Annotated in this window: 20 protein-coding genes and 2 riboswitches; of the genes, 13 read left to right on the top strand and 7 right to left on the bottom strand. The window is 35.4% G+C overall.

Annotation, left to right across the window (positions count from 1 at the left end; all coding sequences use genetic code 11):
- Positions 1-143 precede the first annotated feature (143 nt).
- From thiW to D1606_RS06310, 4 genes are read right to left on the bottom strand one after another with little or no spacing between them, the layout of a single operon-like run.
- Positions 144-641 carry an energy coupling factor transporter S component ThiW gene (gene thiW / locus D1606_RS06325; RefSeq protein ID WP_119415178.1) on the bottom strand — a complete coding sequence of 166 codons (498 nt, stop codon included), beginning with the start codon at positions 639-641 and terminating at the stop codon, positions 144-146.
- 12 nt (positions 642-653) lie between these two features.
- Positions 654-1,658, bottom strand: coding sequence for an ABC transporter substrate-binding protein (locus D1606_RS06320; protein ID WP_119415177.1), 1,005 nt, complete (start codon positions 1,656-1,658; stop codon positions 654-656).
- Between the two features lie 20 nt (positions 1,659-1,678).
- Complete coding sequence (locus D1606_RS06315; RefSeq protein WP_119415189.1) at positions 1,679-2,449, bottom strand: ABC transporter permease; 771 nt, start codon at positions 2,447-2,449, stop codon at positions 1,679-1,681.
- Positions 2,415-3,182, bottom strand: coding sequence for an ABC transporter ATP-binding protein (locus D1606_RS06310; protein WP_119415176.1), 768 nt, complete (start codon positions 3,180-3,182; stop codon positions 2,415-2,417). The genes D1606_RS06315 and D1606_RS06310 overlap by 35 nt, the downstream gene beginning before the upstream one ends.
- Before the next feature lie 73 nt (positions 3,183-3,255).
- Positions 3,256-3,345: riboswitch (TPP riboswitch) on the bottom strand.
- A 74-nt stretch (positions 3,346-3,419) separates the two neighbouring features.
- Positions 3,420-3,528, bottom strand: a riboswitch (TPP riboswitch).
- Between the two features lie 157 nt (positions 3,529-3,685).
- On the opposite strand from D1606_RS06310, the gene D1606_RS06305 reads away from it, so the two are divergent.
- From D1606_RS06305 to D1606_RS06295, 3 genes are all read left to right on the top strand, one after another.
- Entirely contained in the window at positions 3,686-4,060 is a 375-nt protein-coding gene (locus tag D1606_RS06305) for an ArsR/SmtB family transcription factor (RefSeq protein WP_119415175.1), read from the top strand.
- Positions 4,061-4,076: 16 nt separating this feature from the next.
- Positions 4,077-6,443 (top strand): heavy metal translocating P-type ATPase, encoded by a 2,367-nt coding sequence (locus tag D1606_RS06300; protein WP_119415174.1) that lies wholly within the window; start codon positions 4,077-4,079, stop codon positions 6,441-6,443.
- An 85-nt stretch (positions 6,444-6,528) separates the two neighbouring features.
- Entirely contained in the window at positions 6,529-6,711 is a 183-nt protein-coding gene (locus D1606_RS06295) for a hypothetical protein (protein ID WP_119415173.1), read from the top strand.
- Between the two features lie 106 nt (positions 6,712-6,817).
- Here the strand turns inward: D1606_RS06295 and D1606_RS06290 are convergent, their stop codons facing one another.
- Positions 6,818-7,012: a hypothetical protein gene (locus tag D1606_RS06290; RefSeq protein ID WP_119415172.1), complete on the bottom strand. Its 195-nt coding sequence runs from the start codon at positions 7,010-7,012 to the stop codon at positions 6,818-6,820.
- Between the two features lie 132 nt (positions 7,013-7,144).
- On the opposite strand from D1606_RS06290, the gene tlp reads away from it, so the two are divergent.
- The 4 genes from tlp (at position 7,145) to D1606_RS06270 (ending at position 13,677) form a co-directional block, all read left to right on the top strand.
- Complete coding sequence (gene tlp, locus D1606_RS06285) at positions 7,145-7,366, top strand: small acid-soluble spore protein Tlp (protein WP_119415171.1); 222 nt, start codon at positions 7,145-7,147, stop codon at positions 7,364-7,366.
- 186 nt (positions 7,367-7,552) lie between these two features.
- A complete protein-coding gene (locus D1606_RS06280) occupies positions 7,553-7,795 on the top strand; it encodes a small acid-soluble spore protein Tlp (protein WP_119415170.1) in 243 nt (80 codons plus the stop codon).
- Between the two features lie 308 nt (positions 7,796-8,103).
- Entirely contained in the window at positions 8,104-11,280 is a 3,177-nt protein-coding gene (locus D1606_RS06275) for a DEAD/DEAH box helicase (RefSeq protein ID WP_119415169.1), read from the top strand.
- Positions 11,281-11,697: 417 nt separating this feature from the next.
- Positions 11,698-13,677: a methyl-accepting chemotaxis protein gene (locus tag D1606_RS06270; protein ID WP_119415168.1), complete on the top strand. Its 1,980-nt coding sequence runs from the start codon at positions 11,698-11,700 to the stop codon at positions 13,675-13,677.
- A 113-nt stretch (positions 13,678-13,790) separates the two neighbouring features.
- On the opposite strand, the gene D1606_RS06265 is transcribed toward D1606_RS06270, so the two are convergent.
- Positions 13,791-15,053: an Nramp family divalent metal transporter gene (locus D1606_RS06265; RefSeq protein WP_233548034.1), complete on the bottom strand. Its 1,263-nt coding sequence runs from the start codon at positions 15,051-15,053 to the stop codon at positions 13,791-13,793.
- Positions 15,054-15,287: 234 nt separating this feature from the next.
- On the opposite strand from D1606_RS06265, the gene D1606_RS06260 reads away from it, so the two are divergent.
- The 3 genes from D1606_RS06260 (at position 15,288) to D1606_RS06250 (ending at position 18,314) form a co-directional block, all read left to right on the top strand.
- Positions 15,288-16,337: an XdhC family protein gene (locus tag D1606_RS06260; RefSeq protein ID WP_158582328.1), complete on the top strand. Its 1,050-nt coding sequence runs from the start codon at positions 15,288-15,290 to the stop codon at positions 16,335-16,337.
- A complete protein-coding gene (locus D1606_RS06255) occupies positions 16,330-16,941 on the top strand; it encodes a nucleotidyltransferase family protein (RefSeq protein WP_158582327.1) in 612 nt (203 codons plus the stop codon). Before D1606_RS06260 ends, D1606_RS06255 begins: the two co-directional genes overlap by 8 nt.
- Before the next feature lie 104 nt (positions 16,942-17,045).
- A complete protein-coding gene (locus D1606_RS06250) occupies positions 17,046-18,314 on the top strand; it encodes a molybdopterin molybdotransferase MoeA (protein ID WP_119415165.1) in 1,269 nt (422 codons plus the stop codon).
- A gap of 56 nt (positions 18,315-18,370) precedes the next feature.
- Here D1606_RS06250 and D1606_RS06245 read toward each other — a convergent pair whose 3' ends face one another.
- Complete coding sequence (locus tag D1606_RS06245) at positions 18,371-19,015, bottom strand: GDSL-type esterase/lipase family protein (protein WP_119415164.1); 645 nt, start codon at positions 19,013-19,015, stop codon at positions 18,371-18,373.
- A 476-nt stretch (positions 19,016-19,491) separates the two neighbouring features.
- Here D1606_RS06245 and D1606_RS06240 point away from each other — a divergent pair, with 476 nt between their 5' ends.
- Genes D1606_RS06240 through D1606_RS06230 form a run of 3 tightly spaced genes read left to right on the top strand, consistent with a single transcriptional unit; the run spans position 19,492 to position 23,169 of the window.
- Positions 19,492-20,403, top strand: a complete 912-nt coding sequence (locus tag D1606_RS06240) for an FAD binding domain-containing protein (RefSeq protein ID WP_158582326.1) — start codon at positions 19,492-19,494, stop codon at positions 20,401-20,403.
- A complete protein-coding gene (gene pucD / locus D1606_RS06235) occupies positions 20,393-22,651 on the top strand; it encodes a xanthine dehydrogenase subunit D (protein WP_119415162.1) in 2,259 nt (752 codons plus the stop codon). Before D1606_RS06240 ends, pucD begins: the two co-directional genes overlap by 11 nt.
- Positions 22,642-23,169 (top strand): (2Fe-2S)-binding protein, encoded by a 528-nt coding sequence (locus tag D1606_RS06230; RefSeq protein ID WP_119415161.1) that lies wholly within the window; start codon positions 22,642-22,644, stop codon positions 23,167-23,169. The genes pucD and D1606_RS06230 overlap by 10 nt, the downstream gene beginning before the upstream one ends.
- Positions 23,170-23,497: the final 328 nt, after the last annotated feature.

Here is a 23,497-nt window from a genome sequence, read left to right as displayed (position 1 = left end):
GAGCCTCCTCGCTTTCCGCAGGAGTCGCCATCTTCCGCTATTAGACAATAATCTAATAGAAATAGCACAAATAATCCCCTCATTCAATTTCCATGTTTTATATCAAAACTTCGAATTATGAAATTGACTCAGTTTAGTAAATTCTATTTTGAAGAGATATGAACTAATATATGATTTTTGTTTAAGATTTTCAATAATCCGTATCCCATTATCGCCCCTGTGAAAGAACTAATTGCAAATGCAGGGACTAAACCAAATAAACTTGCTTTTTGTCCTAAAAGTAATATAGCAATTGGATAAGTGGCTACGGCTCCAATAATACCTGTGCCAATGACTTCTCCTATTCCAGCAAATGCTATTTTTTGGGTTTTCGCAAATAGGAAAGAAGCGAGAAATGCACCAATCATGCTACCTGGATAAGCAAACACAGTTCCAGTTCCAAGTAGTAATCTAAGGGTAGAAGTTATGAAAGCTTGCAATACTGCATACCAGGGTCCCAGAAGTACGGCGGATAATATATTGGCAAAGTGCTGTATAGGAAATACTTTCACAAAGCCTAAAGGAATGTAAATAATATTACTCGATATGGTTGTAATGGCAGCAATAATAGCGGTATAGGTTAGTTTTCTCGAATTGTTCATGGTATTCACCCCTTATTTAGCAATTATATTTTCCATAATTTCTTCGGGTTTCACGTGGCTTTTAATAACGTCCTTTTTATACAGCCACTTTTCAGCTTGTTCCCAACTTTCTTTTTCTTGATAGCCAAATGGTACGCCATCATCCTCCATAAGTGGTAAAAGGATTTCTAAACTTTTGGTTTCAACATCTTTATCTAGTGGGAAACTATCATTTTCGTGATCTAGTAACACTTGAAGACTCTCTTTTGGACTTTGCTTAACAATTTCTTGGCCTTTAGTAACGGCTTTCCAAAATCTCTCGATATCATCTCTTTTATGGTTTAAAGTGTTTTGACCTGTTACGATGACTAATTCATAATTGTCAGGTACACCAAAATCGCTTGTTTTAATGGCTTTCATATCATATCCTTCTTTGTTTAATAAGACATATTCATGATTGATGTAACCGCCAATAATAGCATCCACATGATTAGTTGCAACAGAAGAGATTAAATCCCAACCTACATCTGTCATTTTCACTTTACTAAAATCGCCTCCATCTGCTTCGACCATAGACTTAAGTGTCGCTTCGCTTAATTCACTAGAAGAATAGCCTACATTTTTCCCCTCTAAATCTTTAGGTGAATCAATACCAGAAGATTTTTTCATCATTAAACGGTCGAGTGGATGTCTAACGAGTGATGCAATAGAGACAATCGGGATTCCTTCAGATTTTGATAAAATTGCTTGATTTTGATAGCTGATTGCCAAATCTACTTTTCCCGTAGCTGCAAGTTTCAGAGGATCATTTGTATCTGCAGGCATTTCAATTTTTACATTTAAACCTTCATCTTTGAAATAACCTTTCTCTTTTGCTACATAAATGGCAGAATGGACTGCATTTGGATACCAATCTAGCATGATACTAATATTATCTAGTTTTTTGCCATTTTCTGTGGAAGCTTGATTATTTCCATTACAACCTGTTAAAAATACGATTAAGAAAAGTACAATTGCAATATTCATCCACTTCTTCATGTTTAACATCTCCTATTAATTTAGTTGGCTTTGCTCCATTTATTTGTAACTCTTTTTTCTATCCATGACGCTAATGCAAATAATAGAATACCTACAATGGTTAATACTGTGATAGCTGCAAAGACGCCTTCGGCATTTAAGTTTCCTGACATTCTTCTGCTATAATAGCCTAACCCTTCACTTGCACCGAGCCATTCTCCAATAGTGGCTCCAACAAGGGCAAAAACAATGGCCATTTTAAAGCCTGAGAAAAAGGAAGGCAGTGCCATTGGGATTTGTAACTTTTGAAAAATTTGAAATCGGTTTGCGCCCATCGAACGTAGCATTTCGATATATTCTTTATCACAGGACTTCAAACCGTCATAAGTTCCCACAACAATAGGGAAGAAACAGATTAAGAAAGTGACAGCCACCTTGCTCCAGATGGTATATCCAAACCACAGTACAAAGATTGGGGAAAGTGCAATAATAGGTATCATTTGTGAGATCACCACTGCTGGATAGACAATCTTTTCAATAGTTTTTGAGAAAAACATGATAACTGCAATAAGTATGCCCCCAATGACAGCGATAGAAAATCCAATAAAAAATTCTAACATTGTGGCACTTAAATGCTCGATTAAAAGTGGTTGCCAATTCGCAAAAATCATTGATACAACCCCAGTTGGTGCTGGTATGATAAAACTTGGAACAATTTTAGACCGTACAAGCCATTCAACAATAGCAAGTACAATGATTGAAAATCCGATAAATAAACTATAGGTTTGTAGAAAATTTTTGAGTGCTTTCATTTGCAATTTTCTTCTCCAATTCTTGACGTAGTGTTACGATTTCTTCAGAAAAAAGCATTTCCGATTTTCGTGGACGTGGCAAGGGTATTAAAATTTCTTCTATCCGTTGATCTGGATGTAATAACAAAATCCGATCACTAACAAAAATGGCTTCTTCTAAATCATGTGTGATAAAAACAATCGTTTTGTTTAAATCTTGCCAAATGGATAATAACCAAGATTGCATTTCCTTTTTTGTCAATGCATCAAGGGCTCCAAAGGGTTCGTCGAGTAAAAGCACATCTTTTCCTGTTAATAGGGCACGTAAAAAAGCTACACGTTGTCGCATACCTCCAGAAAGTTGTTTTGGTAGTGCGTGCTCGTATTCACTAAGGCCTACTCTTTGTAACCAAATCCTCGCTTCATCCTTCGATATATGTAAATCCTTTTGAATTTCAGACGCAATTAAAATATTATCGAGAATCGTACGCCAAGGAAGTAGTAAATCCTTTTGTGGCATATAGCCAACATCACCTAAAGAAATCTCTAGATCATCAATGCGGATTTCACCTTCGTCGGGTTGAAGAAGACCCGTCATTAATCTTAAAATGGTACTTTTCCCAGTCCCGCTTCTACCTACAATAGAGATGAATTCTCCCTTTTTTATCTCCATATTCAGTTTTGAAATTACTTGATTTTTTTGTTTGTCCTTGTTGCTATAGCTATAAGAAATATTTTTTAACTTAAGTGTCATTTTTTCTCCCTCCTAAAACAAAATAAAAACTGCTTCCTATAAAGAAAGCAGTTTCGGTAAAACATTAAATAACATGTCTCATAAACTACTTTCCTCCGCTAGTGCAAACTAGATCAGGTTCAAAGGGTACAATCTCAGCCAATTGGCGCCCCTAGTAGAATCAATAATATTTAATTGTTGTTTCGTACAAATAAAAAAACCACTCAATAGGAGAGTGGGTTAAATAACAAGAATCATTACTTATATAACTCACTTCCCTCCGCTAGCGTAAACTAGATCAGGTTCAAAGGGTTTAGAACACCGGTGTTCAGTCTCAGTCCGTCCTCGGACACCCCTAGTGCTATTCAGTTTCCTTATATAGCTTATCACGTACAAAAATTTATGCAAGACTTTTCATTATTAAGATAATCTGGATAAAAAATATAATTTGAGGACATTTTTGACAATTGTAAAGTTTGAAGCATATACTATATTCAAACGGATGTTTGACTGAGGTGGATGATTTGAGTAAAGATGCTCAGAAAACGAATTCAGATAGTTGTGAAGTATTTTGTTACAACGAAGAAAAAGTAACGAAGATAAAACAGCAAATAGAAGAAGTGAATGGTGTTGAATTGCTATTTAAGGCATTAGCCGATTCAACAAGGTTAAAAATTGCATATGCTTTAACTTTAGAAAAGGAATTATGTGTATGCGATGTAGCAAATATCATTGGTTCTTCAACTGCAACTGCTTCGCACCATTTACGATTATTAAGAAATATGGGATTAGCGAAATTTCGAAAACAAGGAAAGCTCGCCTTTTATTCATTAGCAGATGAACACGTACACCAACTAGTATCAATTGCAATGATTCATACAAATGAAGGAAAAGAATAAAGAGGGTGAATAACAAATGGACGAAGGAAAGGCAAAAGTAAAACGTGAACTCATATTAGAAGGATTAGATTGTGCCAACTGTGCTCAAAAAATTGAGAATGGTGTTAAAACAATAGATGGGATTTCAAATTGCTCAGTGAACTTTGTAACAAAGTCACTTTTAATGGAAACAGATGAAAAACAAGTAGAAGATGTTGTAGCTGAAGCAAAGAAGAAAGTCAAAACTCTAGAACCTGATATTACAATACTAGAAAAAAATAATCCGAGTATTATGAGAACTTTATATTTGAATGGATTGGATTGTGCCAATTGTGCAGCGAAGATTGAGACTGAAGTAGGAAAACTTGAAGGAGTCACTCATTCTTCTGTTGACTTTGTAACCAAAAAATTGCAAATTAAAGCTTCAAATCCAGATCAAATGGAAGACTTGGAGAAAAAAACAACGGAAATTATAAAAAAAATAGAACCAGATGTAATTGTTGTATCCGAGATACATAATAGCGGAGATGAACAACACGATCAGGATGAGCATGCTAATAGTACAACGAAAAAAATGGTAACTCGTTTATCCATTGGAGCTATCTTGACAGCAATTGGCATACTTGTTCCGCTATCCAATATCGGAGAGTTAAGTTTGTTCATCATAGGTTACCTTATTATTGGTGGAGATATCGTATTAAGGGCGGTTAAAAATATTTACAGAGGACAAGTTTTTGATGAACATTTTTTAATGACAGTAGCAACAATTGGCGCATTTGCTGTTGGACAATATCCTGAAGGTGTTGCAGTAATGTTGTTCTATCAAATAGGTGAACTGTTCCAAGGAATAGCTGTTAATCGTTCACGCAAATCGATTAGTGCATTGATGGATATTCGACCTGATTCTGCAAATGTTAAACGTGGGAATAATGTGCTAAAAGTTTCTCCAGAAGATGTAAAAGAAGGAGATATAATCATTATTAAACCTGGTGAAAAAGTGTCTTTAGATGGAGTAATTACTGAAGGTCATTCGATGGTTGATACGTCTGCCTTAACAGGAGAATCTGTACCACGTGAAGTTGAAGTTGGAAATGAAGTACTAAGTGGATTTATCAATAAAAACGGTCTTCTAACAGTAGAAGTGACAAAAGACTTTGGCGAATCAACTGTTTCAAAAATTTTAGAATTAGTTCAAAATGCAAGCAGTCGTAAGGCTCCTACAGAGAACTTTATTACAAAATTTGCCCGCTATTATACACCAGTCGTTGTGATTGTAGCTACTATTCTTGCTATTATTCCACCATTGCTAATAACTGGTGCAACTTTTTCAGATTGGATTTACCGTGCATTAATTTTTTTAGTTATTTCTTGTCCATGTGCACTTGTCGTTTCGATTCCTCTTGGATTCTTTGGAGGAATAGGTGCTGCTTCGAAAAAAGGAGTCCTTGTTAAAGGAAGTAATTATTTAGAAGCGTTAAATGATGTCAAATATGTAGTGATGGACAAAACAGGTACGCTTACAAAAGGTGTGTTTGCGGTGAATAGTATACTTCCGACTTCCACATGGACGAAAGATGAACTATTAGAATTCGCTGCTATTGCCGAAGTATATTCAAACCATCCAATTGCTCAATCTATTCTCGATGCATACGGTAAAAATGTCGATAAACAATTATTAAAAGACTATAAAGAAATCCCGGGACATGGGATTCAAGTTATGATCAATGGAAAAGAAATATTAGTTGGCAATGCAAAATTTATGAAAAAAGAGCAAATTTCATATCCGCAAATAACTGAAGTTGGTACCATTGTTCATGTTGCTATCGACAAAAAATATGCAGGAGCCATTAGTATTTCAGATGAAGTTAAAGAAGATTCCGCGCATGCCATTCGCTTATTAAAAGAACTAGGCATTAAGAAGACAGTTATGCTAACCGGAGATTCTAAAATTGTGGGAGAATCGGTTGGAAAACAACTTGGAATTGATGAAGTATATGCAGAGTTGCTACCTCAACATAAAGTGGAAAAAATTGAAAAAATAGATGTTCAAAAACTACCAAAAGAAAAAATTGCATTTGTTGGTGATGGTATTAATGATACACCTGTATTAGCACGTGCAGATGTTGGTATTGCTATGGGCGGATTAGGATCTGACGCTGCCATCGAAGCAGCAGATATAGTCATCATGACAGACGAGCCATCTAAAATTGCAGAGGCAATTAGCATAGCAAAGAATACTCGCAAAATCGTATGGCAAAACATATGGTTTGCTTTAGGTATCAAAGCTGTTTTTCTTTTATTAGGTGCATTTGGTATTGCTACAATGTGGGAAGCTGTTTTTTCAGATGTTGGTGTAACTTTACTTGCTGTTTTAAATGCAATGAGAGTGTTGCGCGTCAACTAGTGATTACAAATATTTTGAAAGTATAAAGCTGAAAAGAAAATCCAAACTAATACTGTAATTCAAAATAGTATTAGGAGGGTATTATATGCCAGACAAATTAATTCCAAGATCGCATGGTAATTTTGGTAATTCTGAAGAATTTGGGTTAGAATATAATCCGGAAAATAAACAGAACGATAATAAGATTAAAATCACAAAAAAACTTTTCGGATCAAAACAGAAAAAAATAGATAAATCAGAAGAAATAGCACGCCAAAATTTAGAGTAGCTAAATGGGGCAATTAGAATGTGGAATAACATTTTAATTGCCTTTTTTCATTCAAAGACATTCAGATAATAAAATGACACCATAATCATGGTGTCATTAATATATATCATTTATCAACTTTGTCATTTGATTGTTTGTTGATATTAGCTATGGCGTTTTCTCTCCATTCAGCCGCAAATTCGGCTTTATAGTTATCAGGGCTATTACGTGGATCATTTGTGGTTCTTGTATCTTTAGCATCTTTAAAATTGCTGTTATGATTCTTTTTGTTTTTAGGTTTATACCCATTTTGTTTAGGCATGGAATTTCACCTCCCAAATATAATTTGTTCAAATCATTATTTTTTATCCTCTCATATCAACGCATAAAAACAGCAAAGCTAGTCAAACTAATGCTGCAATACTAAAATGATCTTAAGTAGGAGGACTAGAAAATGGCAAAACCTGATGACAGATCAAATAATGTGGAGCGATTAAAAACAGCAGTTCAAAATACGAAAGAAAATATTGAAAAAGCTGAGTTCAGTGCAGAATTCGCTGGACCAAACGAAGCCCAAAAAATAAAAGAGAAAAACAAACGTCGTAAACATGCAATCGAAGGCATGAAAGAAGAAATTCAAGACGAAGCTGCAGCTCGAAAAAACGGATATCAATAATTAAAAGAGGGGGTTGTCCTATAATTATAAAATTATGGGACAGCCCTTTCTTTCTATAAATTACTTAAGGTGCTTTTCGGACACCTCCTAATAGCAGTTACAACCTTAACAATACATACGAATCGCCCGTATAAACTGAACAAAGAAAAACAAACTAATATAGATAAAATAAGAGGAGGTTGGCAAATGTCGGATAAACATCGTCCTAAATCAAATAACAGATCTAATAGTGGATTAAGAATTCAAAGTATGATTGAAAATACAAAGAAAAATATCGCTGAAGCTGAGATGGCAATGGAATTTGCACGTGAGGAAGAACTAGAACATCTTCAAGAAAAAAATCAACGCCGTAAACGAGAAATTCAAATAAAAGAAAAAGAAAAAGCAGATAAAGCAGCAGAAAAAGCATGGAGAGATAGTTTTAAATAAATAAAATGAAACCGCTATATTTAAATGTATATGGCGGTTTTTTTAATATTAGGAACTGGACAAGCAAAATTGCATCAACTAATAGTCTTTTAATACTTTAAGTGGACTACCAATGAAAGATATCGTTTCAAAGAGTGCAATCAATTGATTTGCACTTTTTTGCGTTTACCACTGTTATTCTATCTATTATTTAAAATAGGCTTTAGGCGCAATTCATACGTATCGTCATGAGTGGCTATGTATAGTTTGAATGTTGAATAGATGATAATATAAGTATATATAATTCTGTTAGAAAGGAGCGGGAGTACATGGATCTAAAAGTAACCCACAAAATGATAAAAGATATGTGCGGTATCGTTGCTTTCAAAAGGGGAGACTCTTTTAATCGTTCAAAAAAGGTCATCTTGAATCATTATAGTGAAGATTATTGTGAAGCTACAGTAAATGGAACTGAGGATTTTCATGTTACGATTGAAAAGGATTCAATAGGGAAACTAAAGACTACTTGTAGTTGTCCTAAGTTGATGAACTTTCAAAAAAGTTGTCAGCATGTTGCGGCTGTATTATTAGCAATACAAGATCTACAACAACTCGGAATATCTCCTAATAATCTACATGATAAAAATAGAGAGATTACTGAAGATTTCATGAAAATCTTTGAACACAAATCAAAAAGAACTAGTGGACATCAATTACATTTTGAAAATAGAGAAATACTGGATGTAGCATTTACATTAAAACCAATTGCACGCCAAACAAATCAGCATTTATTTGGCATTAAATTAAATATAAACAACCTTAAAGTAAAGAATATAAGAGCGTTTCTTCAAGATGTAAAACTAGGGAAAACGAGTGATTTATCTGCAGATTTTCAATATGACTCTACGATTCATTGCTTTGAAAATAACACGGATGAAGTGATACAGCTTCTCATTGCATTAGTGGAAGATGAAAAAAGTCAATTGAATCCATTAGAGAGTATAAGTGAGGAAATATTATTAATACCGCCATCCAATTGGGACAGGCTTCTAAAACGATTGGAGGTAGTTTCAACAACTTTAGAAAATAACAGAGAGCCTTTTAAATTATTAAATGGTCCGTTACCTTTACATTTTACAGTAGAAGAAGTAGCAGAAAAGGAAAATGATTACCAATTAACGATTACAGGTATTGAGCAGATGATCGTTATGGAATCTTATGGATGTATTATTTGGGGAGAAAATATATATAAATTGGATGAAAAAGATTTTGCAAGGGTATGTGAACTTAAGAACATGCTTCCTCATAGGGATGCAAATTATATTTCAATTCCAAATAACCAAGTTGATATTTTTTTCAATAAGATTGTACCTGGTTTGAAAAAAATTGGTATGGTCGAATTGAATAGAAAAATAACGCAGAAAATGATGAAACAGCCTTTGATTGCTAAGCTTTACTTAGATCGTATTCATAATCGTCTACTAGCAGGGGTGGAATTTCAATATGAAAATGTCATTATTCAACCATTAGAAAGCAGAGATATTCCTATAGGACCTATGATTATTAGGGATTTAGACAAAGAAGAGGAAATACTTCAACTCATGGACGAAAGTGGCTTTACGAAAACAGAAGGCGGCTATTATATGCAAAATGAGGAGCTGGAGTATAAGTTTTTGTATCATGTTGTCCCTAAACTTCATCAATTGGTACAAATCTATGCAACAACTGCTGTTCGGAACCGAATCGTGACGAATCATTTTCCAACTATTCGTATTAAGCATAAAAAGGATCGGATGAATTGGTTAGAATTTAAGTTTGAGATGAAAGGTATTGCTGATAACCAAATTCGAGAGATTTTAGCAGCACTTGAAGTTAAAAAGAAATATTTTCGTCTTCAAAATGGTACATTACTATCACTTGAAACAAAAGAAATGGAGGAATTACAAAACTTTCTAGATGAAGTACCAAAGCAAGATGACGGTTATGAAACAAGTCTTGATATGCCGATCTCGCAGGGACTTCAATTTTTAGATAGGATGGATAGTGAAATCTTCACGGTTGAAGAATCATTTCGTCATTTTCTGAATAAGTTAATAGACCCAAGTTCACTAGATATTGTTGTGCCTAAAAGTTTAAATCCAATATTAAGAGACTACCAAAAAACAGGGTATAAGTGGTTAAAAATACTCGCAACTTATGGATTTGGCGGGGTATTAGCAGATGATATGGGGCTAGGGAAAACGATACAAAGTATTACATATATTGTTTCAGAACTTTCAGCGATAAGAAGTCAAAAACTCCCTGTACTCATCGTTTGTCCTTCCTCTTTAACCTACAGTTGGTTACACGAACTCATTAAATTTGCACCTGAAGTAGAAGCAGTAGTGATAGATGGAAATAAACTAGAACGAGAGAATTTACAAAAGGATACAGAAGAGATGGATGTCCTAATTACATCCTATCCATTACTTAGACAAGATATAAAGTGGTATGAAGATCAACAATTTCATACGGTTTTCTTTGATGAGGCACAGGCATTTAAAAATCCAGTCACACAAACTGCTCGAACCGTTCAAAGATTACAGGCAAATAATCGTTTTGGACTGACTGGAACACCTATTGAAAATTCTCTTGAAGAACTTTGGTCCATTTACCATGTTGTCTTTCCTCAGCTTTTCCAAGGATTAAGAGATTTTAGCTATTTGCCTAAGAAAGCAGTTGCCAGAAGGGTAAGACCTTTTTTACTTCGTAGGATAAAAGAAGACGTGTTAGAAGAGTTGCCTAAAAAAGTGGAGTCACTCGAATCATCAGAGCTATTACCGGAGCAAAAACAGCTTTATGCAGCTTATTTAGCAAAGCTTCGCCATAAAACGTTAAAGCACCTTGATCAAGACACGATTCGAAAAAATCGAATAAAAATTCTAGCCGGGCTTACTAGATTAAGGCAAATTTGTTGTCATCCGGCCTTATTTGTGGAAGGTTACAAAGGAAGTTCAGCAAAATACGAACAGTTGCTGAAAATTATCGAAGAATCCAAACATTCCGGTAGAAGAGTATTGATATTCTCCCAATTTACAAAAATGCTTGAGCTAATCGGAAAGGAACTTACGATGAGAGGATATACGTATTTCTATCTTGATGGACAAACGTCTGCCCAAAAAAGAGTAGAGATATGTGATCGATTTAATGATGGGGAACGAGATTTGTTTCTAATTTCCTTAAAAGCAGGAGGTACTGGATTAAACCTATCGAGTGCAGATACAGTTATATTGTATGATCTCTGGTGGAATCCTGCAGTTGAAGAACAAGCTTCAGACCGTGCTCATCGGTTTGGACAAAAAAATGAGGTACAGGTCATTAAGCTTATAGCACGCGGTACAATCGAAGAAAAGATGAATGAGCTTCAAGAAAAAAAGAAGGAGCTTATTGATGATATTATCAATTCGACGGAAAATTCACCAACCGGTTTAACAGAAGATGATATTCGAGATATATTACAGATTTAATCAGAAAGAAGTAGGGGAATACTAGGACATTGAAAAAATATTTTGCAATTGCGGGTATGATAACGGCTCATTCGTTATCATACTCGCTTTTTTACTTTAATCCATTGTAAATGTATAAATTTGTTGAACAATGTCGAATTTTATTGAAAATCAGAAAATTTTTATGTATGATAAAAAAGTACTAATTATAGTTTTATTATTAATAGGTCTAGATAGATAAATGATGAGTTCATAGACCTAAAAAGATAAGAGGAAAGATAAATAATAGTAAGATCTATTTTTTTGATTAATATTCTATAAATTTTTCGGAATTTTACGATATTTACATGTAGTAATCATCCGTGAAAATAGAGAATGCCTAAAGGACGCTCAAATTTTTCAATTATTAGATTATGAAAAAGGAGGATTGTGAGTGAAATGAAAAAAAACTTACAACATATTGGAAGTTTGAAGACTAGATTAATGATTTCTTTTTTGCTTGTTTTAGTTATTCCTTCCATGATCATTGGATTCCAAGCGTATTCAACTGCCAAAAAAGCAGTGAAACATGAAATGTTAGATGGTTTTGATAGAACAACAAATGTGTTGAATGACACGATTAATAAAACCGTACAGTCTAAAATAGATGATGTAGCGTATTTTGCACAGAATATTAATGTAGATACTCTCAAAAAAGATGAAAGTCAGAAGCTTGGACAACGATTCGATGAGTATGCAAAGTTACATCCAGAAGTTTTAAGTATATATGTAGGCGATGAAAAAGGTGGCATCATTAGTAAACCAGCAAATACAATGCCTCCTGCTGGATATGATCCTCGAGATAGAGATTGGTATAAGGATGCAATGGAAACACAAGGGAAGGTTACGATATCAGAGCCCTATCAAGATGCCAGTACAAAAAACTGGTGTATTACACTTGCTCAATCGGTTAAAGACGGTTCAGGCGTTGTAGCTGTCGATATATATTTAAGCCATTTAGAAGACTTAATAGGTAAAGTAAAACTTGGTGATACAGGGTATGCATTTCTATTAGACAAAAATAGAAAGTATATCTCACATCCTACTATTAAAGGTGGAAGTGTCGCAAAAGAAGCATATTTTGATAATGTATATAAAAAAGAACAAGGAACTTTGAATTATGTATTGAAAGGTAAAGAAAACGTATTAGTATATACGACAAATAAATTAACAGGATGGAAATTAGCAGGAACAGTTCCGAAATCAGAAATTAGTAAAGAGGCATCGCCCATTTTTTCTAAGACGGTTTTAGTCCTTATCCTTTCTTTAATCATTGGTGCAATAGCTGTATATTTTATTATCAAATCGATTTTAAAACCAATTAAAAGACTAAAAGAAAATGCGGTAACAATTAGTAAAGGTGACTTATCTGAGGAAATAATTGTTAATAATTATGATGAGATTGGCCAATTAGGACAAGCTTTTAAAGATATGCAAAAAAGTCTTATTGGTCTAGTGAAGGAAGTAGACCAAAGCGCTGAACAAGTTGCTGCTTCTGCAGAAGAACTAACTGCCAGTACAGAACAGACAAGCGCTGTGACACACCAAGTTGCAACAGCTATCCAAGAAGTTTCGATAAATGCAGAAAAACAAACAACAGGTGTTAGTAAAAATGCAGAGTCTATCCAACAAGTATCAGAAGGTGTCACTCTAATTGCTGAGAATTCGATGAAAGTCTCAGAACTAGCAAATTTAACAACGACACAAGCGGAAGAAGGAGGAAAAGCTGTTACAAATACTGTAAATCAAATGAATTCAATTCAACAATCTGTTTCAGAATCAAATGTAATGATTAAATCTTTAAATGATCGCTCTAAAGAAGTAAGCACTATCTTAAATGTCATTACAGATATTGCAGATCAAACAAATTTACTTGCTTTGAATGCAGCCATTGAAGCGGCGAGAGCTGGTGAACATGGTAAAGGCTTTGCAGTTGTTGCGGAGGAAGTTAGAAAATTAGCTGAACAATCCCAAACATCCGCTAAAGAAATATATGAAATCGTTCAAAAAATTCAAGAAGAAACAAATAATTCAGTTCAAATAATGGAAAAAGTCACTAATGATGTTCAAACTGGCGTTCAAGTATCAACAGGGGCTATCGATAAATTTAAACAAATACTTAGCAGTGCACAAGAAATGACACCTCAGTTGGAAGGCGTTTCTGGAATCGCTCAACAAATGTCTGCGTCATTGCAAGAGGTTACTGCAACTGCACAAGAATTAACAAATATTGCAACAGAGAACTCAGCAACCGCAGAAGAAGTTGCTGCATCAACTGAAGAAGAGTTAGCCTCTATGGAGGAAATTGCTTCATCAGCACAATCACTTACAAATTTAGCAGAAGCATTACACAAAGCGGTTTCTAAATTTAACTATTAAGATTCACTTTGGACACCATTAAAATACCAAAGGGAAATTGCATAGTGCAATTTCCCTTTTTATTTTACCTGAAATCACTTATGTCCAAACATATGAATCTAGTATAGTAATAACTACCCGAAAAACATATTTCTCAATTCATTAATGGCTAAAATAACAAATAATAAAATGCTAATACCGAGACCAATATTAGATAGCCATTGTTTACGATCAATGGTCCCAACGTATTGCTTCTTGTTTAGTAAATAGAGTAATGTAATTGCCAAGAAAGGCATAAAAATCGAACCCAGTGCTCCATATGCAATGATTAGTCCTACCGGTTTCCCGATGAAGTGCAATAGCATGGGTGGGAATGTGAGCCATAAGACAAAGAAACGATAGGCTTTTGTTTTGCTTAAGTCATCATTATTTATATCTTGATGGCGAATAGTTCTAATAAAATCCGCGAATAGATATGGGACACCATTCCATACACCAAGTACAGAGGTAAATGAAGCAGACCAGAAGCCAATTAGAAATACATATCGAACAGCAGGATGTAGTTCGTTTCCTAAGATTGAAGCAAAATCGACTAATCCTTTTTCTCCACTAATATTAAAATCTGTTCCATATAATAATCCTGCCCCTAGTACGAGTAGGGATAGGGTAAATAACGCTGTAACAATATAGGCAACAGCAGAGTCAAAGCGAACGGCACGTATAAAAGAGGGGCCAGTCCATCTATTTTCTTGTAGCCAATAGCCATAACTAGCCATTGTTAAAGATCCACCGACACCACCGATTAAACCAAGGGCATACACTAATGATCCTTTTGGAAGTGTTGGAATTGCAGTTCCCCATATATCACTTAGTTGTGGAATAACAAGTAGGGCAGATCCAACAACCGCAACAAACATTATGCCGATTAGTACGTTCATCACATTTTCAAATGTTTTATATTTTCCCCACCATACAAGTACAAATCCTAATAATCCATGAATAATAGCCCATTGCGTTAAAGAAAGTTGAGGGAATAGTGCTGTCATTGCGAGTGCACATGAGGCGGTACCAGCAGCACCATAAACAAAGCCCCAAATGACAGAGTAAACGCCAAAATAACCAGTTGCCCATTTCCCCATAGCGTGCCAACCTTCTAGTATCGTTTTTCCGCTAGTTAAATGCCATCGTCCTACCCCTTCATTTAAAGCAAATTTCAGTATAGAACCAACAATAATGGCCCATAGAAATACTAATCCATAATTTGTCCCCGCTACAAGTGCAGCCACTAAATCTCCTGCACCCACCCCAGTAGCAGCAACGATTAATCCTGGTCCAATAATAGATCCTTTTTTAATCATTTGTTCTTGCTCTAAAGGTAATTGTTTTTGTTCTAACATTGTATGTACCCCCTTTGAATACTTGTAATCGATTTCAGTTCGATTAATTTAATTATCAATTTTGTTTTCAGAAAAATCAAATATTATTTTAATAGGTTACTGTTTTACTCATCTTTTGTATTTGCATTGTAAAGTTAGTTAATAATAATTAGTTTTTTAGTTAATGTATACATTGACATACAATTTTGAATTTTGCTAATATATTAAAAATAAACTAGAGTGGGGGATTGTCTATTGTCAAGATTGCATGAATTTCAAGAGCTTTTTCACCAAATACAAATTGCTTGGGAAAAAGATGAACAAACGGTTTTAGTTATCTTAACGGATGTAAAAGGCTCTGCTTATCGCCTACCGGGAACGAAAATGTTGATGACTTCAGGAGGGACCATGGTAGGGACCATAAGTGGAGGCTGTTTAGAAGCGGATTTGTATGAATGGGCGACAAAAGTATTTGAAAATAGGAAACCAATGACGTTAAAGTACGATTTAAGTGATACAGAAATTTGGAGTTTAGGTATTGGTTGCAAAGGAGACTTAGAGATTCTGTTTCTCCCTATTTTTCCACAGGATGAAACGTGGAAGAAAGTAGAAAAACATCTCGCAAATGAGGAATCATTTACATTAATCATAGAAATGGAAAATGGTCAAACAAAAGTATTGCAAGAAATGAATAGCAAGTTACATAACGATACGAATTTACCAATCGAATTGATCGAATATGCTGAAGCTATATATATGAAGCAAACACGTGCAGAAGTCATCGAACATCAAAACAAAAGATACTATATGGACGTTGTGAAACCTAGCGAGAGATTAATCGTTGCAGGAGCAGGGAAAGATGCAGTTCCTCTTGTAGAATTAGCGTATAAGGCAGGATTCTCCGTGACGGTTTTAGATACACGCTCAAATTTAAATAATCTTCAACATTTCCCACATGCAAAACATATTACCTCTGCTATCGAGAATTTATCAGATTCACAGCTAAGTCATAGTTGGTGGCTTATTATGAATCATCATATGGAAAAAGATGAGGCAAGTTTAAAGTATGCAATCGAAAGCAATCCTCGCTATATAGGTGTTTTAGGACCAATTTATCGAACAAATGAAATGCTAAATAATATTGGATATAGTATAAATAGCGCGCCAATCCATTCACCTGTTGGATTAGATTTAGGAGCAGAGTCGATGGACGAAGTAGCCATTAGCATTATATCTGAGTTGATGTGTTTAAGGGCAGACCGTACCCCACAATATTTACATGGAAAAGGGAAAATTCATGTGTAAAATTGGTGCAATTATTTTAGCAGCAGGACAATCGAAGCGAATGGGAGAGCCGAAATTATTTCTTCCTTTTCAAGGTACTCCAATCATCCACTATCCAATTGAAATGGCAGTTCAACATAAACTGGAACCTATTGTAGTAGTGGGAGGAAAGTATTATGATCAACTCAAAGAAGAATTAAAACCTTTTTATCCCTCTTTATCATTGATATACAATGAACAGCATGCAAATGGCATGTCCACTTCTCTAATTGAGGGTATAAATTCTATAGATGGTGACCTTGATGCTGTCCTTATCTTTCTAGGGGATCAGCCTCTTGTAGCACATCAAGTAGTGGAAAAGCTGATAGATACTTATCAAAAAAATAGAGAGAATGGTATATACATAGTTCGTCCTCGCTACGAACAACAACCAGGTCACCCAATATTATTTGATAGAAGCCTTTTTAATCAGTTTCAAAATCTAAAAGGCGATGAAGGTGGAAAAAGTATTATTAAAGCGAACAAAGAACATTTACAATATGTAGATTTTGAGCAAACGGATTGGAATTTAGATATTGATACGAAGCAAGACTATAAGCATTTACTCCAATATTATGGTAACTAATGTGAAGAGTCATGAAATCAGAGATGCTTTTGATAGACTGCTCTAACTTGGCTGAGTATTGATACAGAAAGACATTACTAAAATTTAATCGGTGGGTGAGATGAATGTTGATAAAACGTAATGCAATTTCTATTGGAGAAGCTGTTCAAAAAGTTATGAGTGATATTGAAAAAGGGGGCACGGAGAAGGTCACTTTGGTTGAAGCGAGTGACCGATATTTGGCAGAGGATATTGTTGCCAACCAGGATGTTCCGGCATTTGATCGTTCACTTTATGATGGTTATGCAATACGCTCTGAGGATACGAAGAATGCAACGAATGCTTATCCAGTTGAACTTGAAGTAGTAGGTCATATTGGAGCTGGCGCAGTATTTCATAATGGGATTCAACCATACCAAGCGGTTCGTATAATGACTGGGGCAGAAATGCCTGAAGGTTGTAATGCTGTCATCATGCTTGAACATGTCAAAGAGTTAACTAAGTTTGATAAAGACTATATAGCTGTTGACCGCTTTATTTCTGAACATGAACGTGTATTTAAAAAAGGACAAGAGATTCAAAAAGGTACATATTTGGTTGAAAAAGGGACACGTATCACCCCTGGAATTATTGCTTTGCTTGCAACTTTTGGCTATAGTGAGGTACTTGTAGGGAAAAAGCCAGTCGTAGGTGTACTTGCTACTGGAAGTGAACTTTTAGAAATCGATGAACCATTGGTACCTGGGAAAATTCGTAATAGTAATTCCTATATGCTTATGTCTCAAATTGAAAAAGTAGGGGCACAACCAAAGTATCTAGGGAAACTTGAAGATGATTTGGATAAAAGTTTCGAAGTCATTCGAAATGAGTTGGAAAACGTCGATATTCTCATTACAACAGGTGGCGTTTCGGTTGGTGATTATGATTATCTCCCAGAAATATATGATCGTTTAGGTGCAACTGTATTTTTTAATAAAATCGCTATGCGTCCTGGAAGTGTCACAACAGTTGCAAAACTAGGTCGTCAATTTTTATTTGGTTTATCAGGAAATCCGTCAGCCAGTTTTATAGGCTTCGAATTATTTGTACGACCTGTTATTCGCACGATGTTAAATAACAAAGAGCCTTACCTTGCATCACAAAAAGCTATTTTAGAAAATTCTTATCCAACGCCAAATGCATTTGCCCAACTGATCCGAACAAAAATAGAAAATCACAATTCAACTGTATGTGCAACGTCAACCGGACTAAACATGTCCAGTTCTATCACCTCTTTAGTAGGAGCAGATGCATTAGTTGTTTTACCTCCAACTGAATCGGGGTATGAAAAAGGTGAAATTGTAGATATTTTATTGCTATCTGATGAGGGCCAAGAAGATTTTTCTGTTGTCTAAAGGATATGATGGGATAACCCCGTTAATACTGAAAAATTTTATTTTGATGATAGAATTTATAAGCTTAATAACGGGGAATATCCGCCCCTGCTTAAAGCTAATGCTATTTGATAGTATCCGCTTCCATTAGGATGCACTCCTCCTGGTGGTAATAGTGTTTTTTCATTGTCCTTAAAAACACTATAGATATCAACGACTTTAACATTCGGTTCCTGACTTAACTTGTTTAACATTGAATTAAACGCTCTAATCCCATCATCTGCTATAGGAATATTAGGGAACGGATTGTATAAATTCGTTAATCGTAAAATATATTGATCTTGTTTATCTAGATGGTGAATTTTTTCTAATATTTTTGAGATATTATTTACTGTCTGTTTAATAGCATAAGATATACTTTCTTCGTCTTTATTTACCAAAAATTTTTTTGCCGCGTTTATTAAATCATTTCCTCCAGCTGTTATTGTGATGATATTTGCACAATTGACCGCTTCCGTAACCGTCGGGCTATTTAGCATCTTTAACACATCATCAGTAGTAGCTCCTGACCTTGCATTTTTTTGATAAGCAATGCGCCTTTTAAAAATTTGTTGGCTTAGATATCTGTAGTATTCAACAAATCCAGGATCCAATAGAGGAACACCAATCCCTGCTGTAAGAGAATCACCAATCGCAAGATAACGTAAATGATTAATATCCATAGTTCACCTCAACTAATTAGTATATCCTTATAATATGCAGGAAAAAGATTAATGGAGAAGCAGTAAAAAATGCGTATACAGTCTAGATAATGATGTGTTTCTAAAGATAAGGAATTCAATCAAAATAATAATTTAAGCTGGAATATACACAAGCTCAATTTGTATATTTCAGCTTTTTTGATTTCTCATATATAGCACTTTGATTTCAATGCATAATATGTTATTTCATCTAACAATGCAAGTTATAAAAAATAACATTTAGTTAATTTCACCAAAAATATTCTGAATATTAGATGAATTAAATAGTGACATGCAAAATATCCCTTGATATGATGTTATGTAATATAACACGAAACTTTTATTCTACTTCATGAAAGTCAATCTATAAACCTCAGTTTTATCGATTCACAAGCATCTTTATACTTCAATAAATTAGTGCATCAATGCAATACATAAATCTTAAAGGGGGATGTTGTATGGTAAATCAGATTGAACCTTTGATATCAAGTTCTCCAATCATATGGGCTCCAACTACTATTGAGGAGGCAATTGAACGAAAAAAAGAGTTTGGTTCGGAAGCGGAGTTTGTTTCAGGATCGACGCTTTTGCAATTGCAATGGAAGAATGGACGTAAAGTTCCGAAAAATATAATCAGTCTCGAGCAAATACCAACGTTAAAGCAAATTCAAATAGATGAAGATAAAAGAATTTTGTCGATAGGAGCATCAACTTTACTTAGTAGTTACAAGACAGATCCAAACTTAAAAGACTTCACCGTAATTTGTGAAGCATTGCAATCGATTGCTGCTCCTGCAGTAAGAAATCGTGGGACGATTGGTGGGAATATTATGGGCGGAGTAGGTGACTTGATACCACTTTTCCTAGCGCTTAAGGCAAAGCTACTATTCCACGATGAACAGGAAACGAAATTAGTAGACTTTTGGAATTGGCTTCAACATTCACAAAAGAAAACGGCGGCTTTACTATCAGCTATTCAACTAACCTCTGATTTGGTTCGTACTAACTCGTATTCATTTTATAAAAAAATAGGTAGAAGAGAAACGTTTACGGCAGCTATCTTAACTGTTGCTGGAAGAATAAGTTGGGATGAAGATGGTGTTATTGAAGAAGCCAATCTTGCTTTAGGCGGAGGGGATAATCAGCCTCTCCTTTTAGAAAATACAGCGTACCATTTGATAGGGAAAAAAGGCGATGTACTTGATTGGAAGGGTGTTTATACATCCATTTTATCTGAAATTTCACCTGCAGAAGATGCTTTTGTTTCTGCCAATTATCGAAGAAAAGTTGCGGCCAATCTTATGGTTGCTGCATTACAGAGAGAGTTCACGTCAATTGGTTGTGGTGAGGGGGATACCGATGAAATCTAACTTAATAGAAAAAAAGGATCGAATACGTCCAGATGGATTGTCTAAAGTAACAGGGGATTTGAAATACTTAACTGACTTAACTTTCCCGAATATGTTGTATGGAAAAGTATTAAGAAGCAAATACCCACATGCGAAAATTCTTTCTATTAATACTGAAAAAGCCGAAAGTATACCGGGTGTTGAAGCAGTAATCACTCATAAAGACGTTCCAGGGATGAATAGATTCGGCATCATAATTGCCGACCAACCAGTTTTTTGTGAAGATCGAGTTCGCTATATAGGTGATGCGATTGCAGCTGTTGCCGCAGAATCATTTGAGCTCGCAGAAGAGGCATTGAAGCATATCGAAGTGGTTTATGAAGAACTGCCAATTCTCGATTCACCAGATAAGGCGCTCGAATCGGATGCAATCAGACTTCATCCAGCAGGGAATATTTGTAGCCGTTCATCTTTTCGAAATGGAGATGTTCAACAAGCTTTTGAAGAATGTGTTGCAATCGTAGAAGAAACGTATGAATTACCTCGGCAATTACATGGATATATGGAAACGGAAGGTGGAGTAGTTGTCCCTGAAGATGATGGGGGCATTACAGTTTACGCTGCTACTCAACACGGTTTTAAAGACCGTTTTCAAATTTCAAGGATTTTAGGAATTCCAGAAAGTATGATTCGAATTGTTTCGTCTCCAATTGGAGGTTCTTTTGGAGGCAAGGATGAACAAAATATTCAACCCTATGCTTCGCTTCTAGCCTTAGCAACCAAAAAACCGGTGAAAATTCATAACACAAGAGAAGAATCCATTCGAGCAAGCATTAAAAGACATCCAATGAAAATCACCGTAAAAACAGGTACAGATGCTACTGGGAAAATACTTGCCCATCAAGTGAAAATCATTGCAGATAAAGGTGCATATACCACGCTAGGCCCTGCAGTTCTAGACTTTGCAGTGGAACATGCAGCAGGTCCTTATATGATTCCGAACATTGAAACGGAAGGCGTATCGGTTTATACGAATAACGGTGTATCCGGGGAATTTAGAGGCTTTGGTGGAAATCAAATAACGTTTGCTTTAGAAGGGCAGATGGATCGTTTAGCAGAGGTCTTAAAAATGGACCCAATCGAAATTCGAAAGAAAAACTTACGAACCACTTACGATTTGGGGCCAATGGGGCATCGGATAGCGCCAACAGATGGAGCAGCTCTTGTTTTAGAAAAAGTCCAAGAACTTTCAAAGCTACCCAACAAAGATTATAAAGAATCGCCATGGAAACGATATGGAACAGGAATTGCCATTACCATGCACGGAGGGGGACTTGGATTTGGTCGATTAGATAGTGCTGGTGGCCGAATTTCTTTAAACAAACAAGGTGAAATTGAAATATCCTTTGGTTTTGAAGAATGTGGTCAAGGGCTTCTATCCGTTATTGAAAATCTGGTCATCGAAGAAATCGGTTGTAGTCAACAAGATGTAAAAATTGTCATTGGTGATACTTCAGTTGTTTCGCTTTCCGGATCTTCTACAGCATCACGCGGAACAAGTATTGTTTGGCAATCTCTACAAAAGATGAAAGGTCCGTTTAAAGAGAAAATATGTAAGTACGTATCAGATACAACATCAATTCATGAAGAAGAGCTATATCTAGGTCCAAATGGTATTTGGCAAGTTGGAAAAGATGATGCACCTTGCATGACGTATAAAGAATGTGCTGAAGGAATCGTTGATCAAACTGTTCTAACAAGTTTTCATTTTCCAGTGACACCCGATGCGGTAAATGGGGGTCATTTCTTATACACGTTTGGAGGCGTAAAAGTCGAGGTGGAGGTAGATCTTTTAACTGGAAAAGTAAAGATATTAGCACTTGATCATGTCGTCTCTGCAGGACCTGTTGTAAGTCCTAAAGGGTATATTGGTCAAATTGAAGGCGGAGGTGTCATGTCACTAGGGTATACCTTAATGGAAGAGGTGAAAATGATTGACGGTCAATTAGCAACGACTAACTTTGACGCTTATCTGATGCCTAATATTGTAGATGTTCCTTTTGATACAAATGTTCACGCAATTGAAGATTTAGTAGAAGGGGATCCGTATGGCCCAAGAGGAGTAGGGGAAATCGGCACAATAGCGATTATTCCCGCTGTTGTCAAAGCAGTTCATGATGCAATTGGCTGTTGGGTATCTAAACTACCCATTTCTTCTGAAGAAATCCTTGAAAACATTGAATCGAAGGGGATGCTTACATGGATGTAAATAACACAGCTTTACATAATGATTTGGCTATAGAAGATCAACAAACGTTCACTTTAAATATAATGATTAATGGTGACAAGTATATATTAAAAACATCTCCAACTGAAAAACTAGTCAATATATTAAGAGACGAATTGCAATTAGTAGGAACGAAAATTTCGTGTGGTATTGGCCGCTGTGGTGCATGTAGCATTTTGGTCGATGGTGCACTCGTCAATTCTTGTCTACTAATGGCTTATCAAGTAAATGGAAAATCCATCACGACAATTGAAGGAATGGGCGGTGTGTCTCTCGATGAGATTCAAGAGGCATTTCTTCTTGAGGGGGGTTTTCAGTGCGGATATTGTACCCCTGGTATGATCTTAGCGGTTAAATACTTATTATCTATGCAACCAAACCCTACAGAGGAGGATATTAAAGAAGCCCTTTCAGGAAATTTATGTAGATGTACTGGATACGGTGGAATTATTCGTGCAGTACAAAGCTTGGCAAATAAACATTCAAAAAATATTGTATAGAATCTCTATTAAAGAGAGGAAGTTTTTTGAATAATCCATCTTAATAGAGTTTAAGAATTACTGTAAAAAGCCATACCTTTTTATTGGTTTTCTTGATTAGGTTCCAGGAGACTTAAATTGTCTGGAACGTGGATTCAATTTAAAAATGCGTGGATTGAATTTCCAAAAGCGTGGATTGAACCTTGAAATGCGTGGATTAAACCCAATCTTGCGTGGATTAAAAATCAGTTCAACAGGGTTGTTTGATTGTGGTGAGATTACGATCAATCCATATCCATGCATTTCTTTTAAAATAGAAATATATCACTTTTTTGATATGTTATAATCA

The organism is Rummeliibacillus sp. POC4, assembly GCF_003576525.1.
In the GTDB taxonomy this organism is placed as follows: Bacteria; Bacillota; Bacilli; order Bacillales_A; family Planococcaceae; genus Rummeliibacillus.
Note: the sequence above shows the minus strand (reverse complement) of the source record. Positions and strands in the feature narration are given on the sequence as shown.

Excerpts from the sequence above, each read along its gene's own strand:
- pucD (WP_119415162.1), top strand. The coding sequence starts at position 20,393 with ATGAAATCTAACTTAATAGAAAAAAAGGATCGAATACGTCCAGATGGA.
- D1606_RS06265 (WP_233548034.1), bottom strand. The coding sequence starts at position 15,053 with ATGTTAGAACAAAAACAATTACCTTTAGAGCAAGAACAAATGATTAAA.
- D1606_RS06310 (WP_119415176.1), bottom strand. The coding sequence starts at position 3,182 with ATGACACTTAAGTTAAAAAATATTTCTTATAGCTATAGCAACAAGGAC.
- D1606_RS06280 (WP_119415170.1), top strand. The coding sequence starts at position 7,553 with ATGTCGGATAAACATCGTCCTAAATCAAATAACAGATCTAATAGTGGA.
- D1606_RS06320 (WP_119415177.1), bottom strand. The coding sequence starts at position 1,658 with ATGAAGAAGTGGATGAATATTGCAATTGTACTTTTCTTAATCGTATTT.
- D1606_RS06255 (WP_158582327.1), top strand. The coding sequence starts at position 16,330 with ATGTGTAAAATTGGTGCAATTATTTTAGCAGCAGGACAATCGAAGCGA.
- D1606_RS06275 (WP_119415169.1), top strand. The coding sequence starts at position 8,104 with ATGGATCTAAAAGTAACCCACAAAATGATAAAAGATATGTGCGGTATC.
- D1606_RS06245 (WP_119415164.1), bottom strand. The coding sequence starts at position 19,015 with ATGGATATTAATCATTTACGTTATCTTGCGATTGGTGATTCTCTTACA.
- thiW (WP_119415178.1), bottom strand. The coding sequence starts at position 641 with ATGAACAATTCGAGAAAACTAACCTATACCGCTATTATTGCTGCCATT.
- D1606_RS06230 (WP_119415161.1), top strand. The coding sequence starts at position 22,642 with ATGGATGTAAATAACACAGCTTTACATAATGATTTGGCTATAGAAGAT.
- tlp (WP_119415171.1), top strand. The coding sequence starts at position 7,145 with ATGGCAAAACCTGATGACAGATCAAATAATGTGGAGCGATTAAAAACA.
- D1606_RS06315 (WP_119415189.1), bottom strand. The coding sequence starts at position 2,449 with ATGAAAGCACTCAAAAATTTTCTACAAACCTATAGTTTATTTATCGGA.
- D1606_RS06240 (WP_158582326.1), top strand. The coding sequence starts at position 19,492 with ATGGTAAATCAGATTGAACCTTTGATATCAAGTTCTCCAATCATATGG.
- D1606_RS06295 (WP_119415173.1), top strand. The coding sequence starts at position 6,529 with ATGCCAGACAAATTAATTCCAAGATCGCATGGTAATTTTGGTAATTCT.
- D1606_RS06250 (WP_119415165.1), top strand. The coding sequence starts at position 17,046 with ATGTTGATAAAACGTAATGCAATTTCTATTGGAGAAGCTGTTCAAAAA.
- D1606_RS06270 (WP_119415168.1), top strand. The coding sequence starts at position 11,698 with ATGAAAAAAAACTTACAACATATTGGAAGTTTGAAGACTAGATTAATG.
- D1606_RS06300 (WP_119415174.1), top strand. The coding sequence starts at position 4,077 with ATGGACGAAGGAAAGGCAAAAGTAAAACGTGAACTCATATTAGAAGGA.
- D1606_RS06290 (WP_119415172.1), bottom strand. The coding sequence starts at position 7,012 with ATGCCTAAACAAAATGGGTATAAACCTAAAAACAAAAAGAATCATAAC.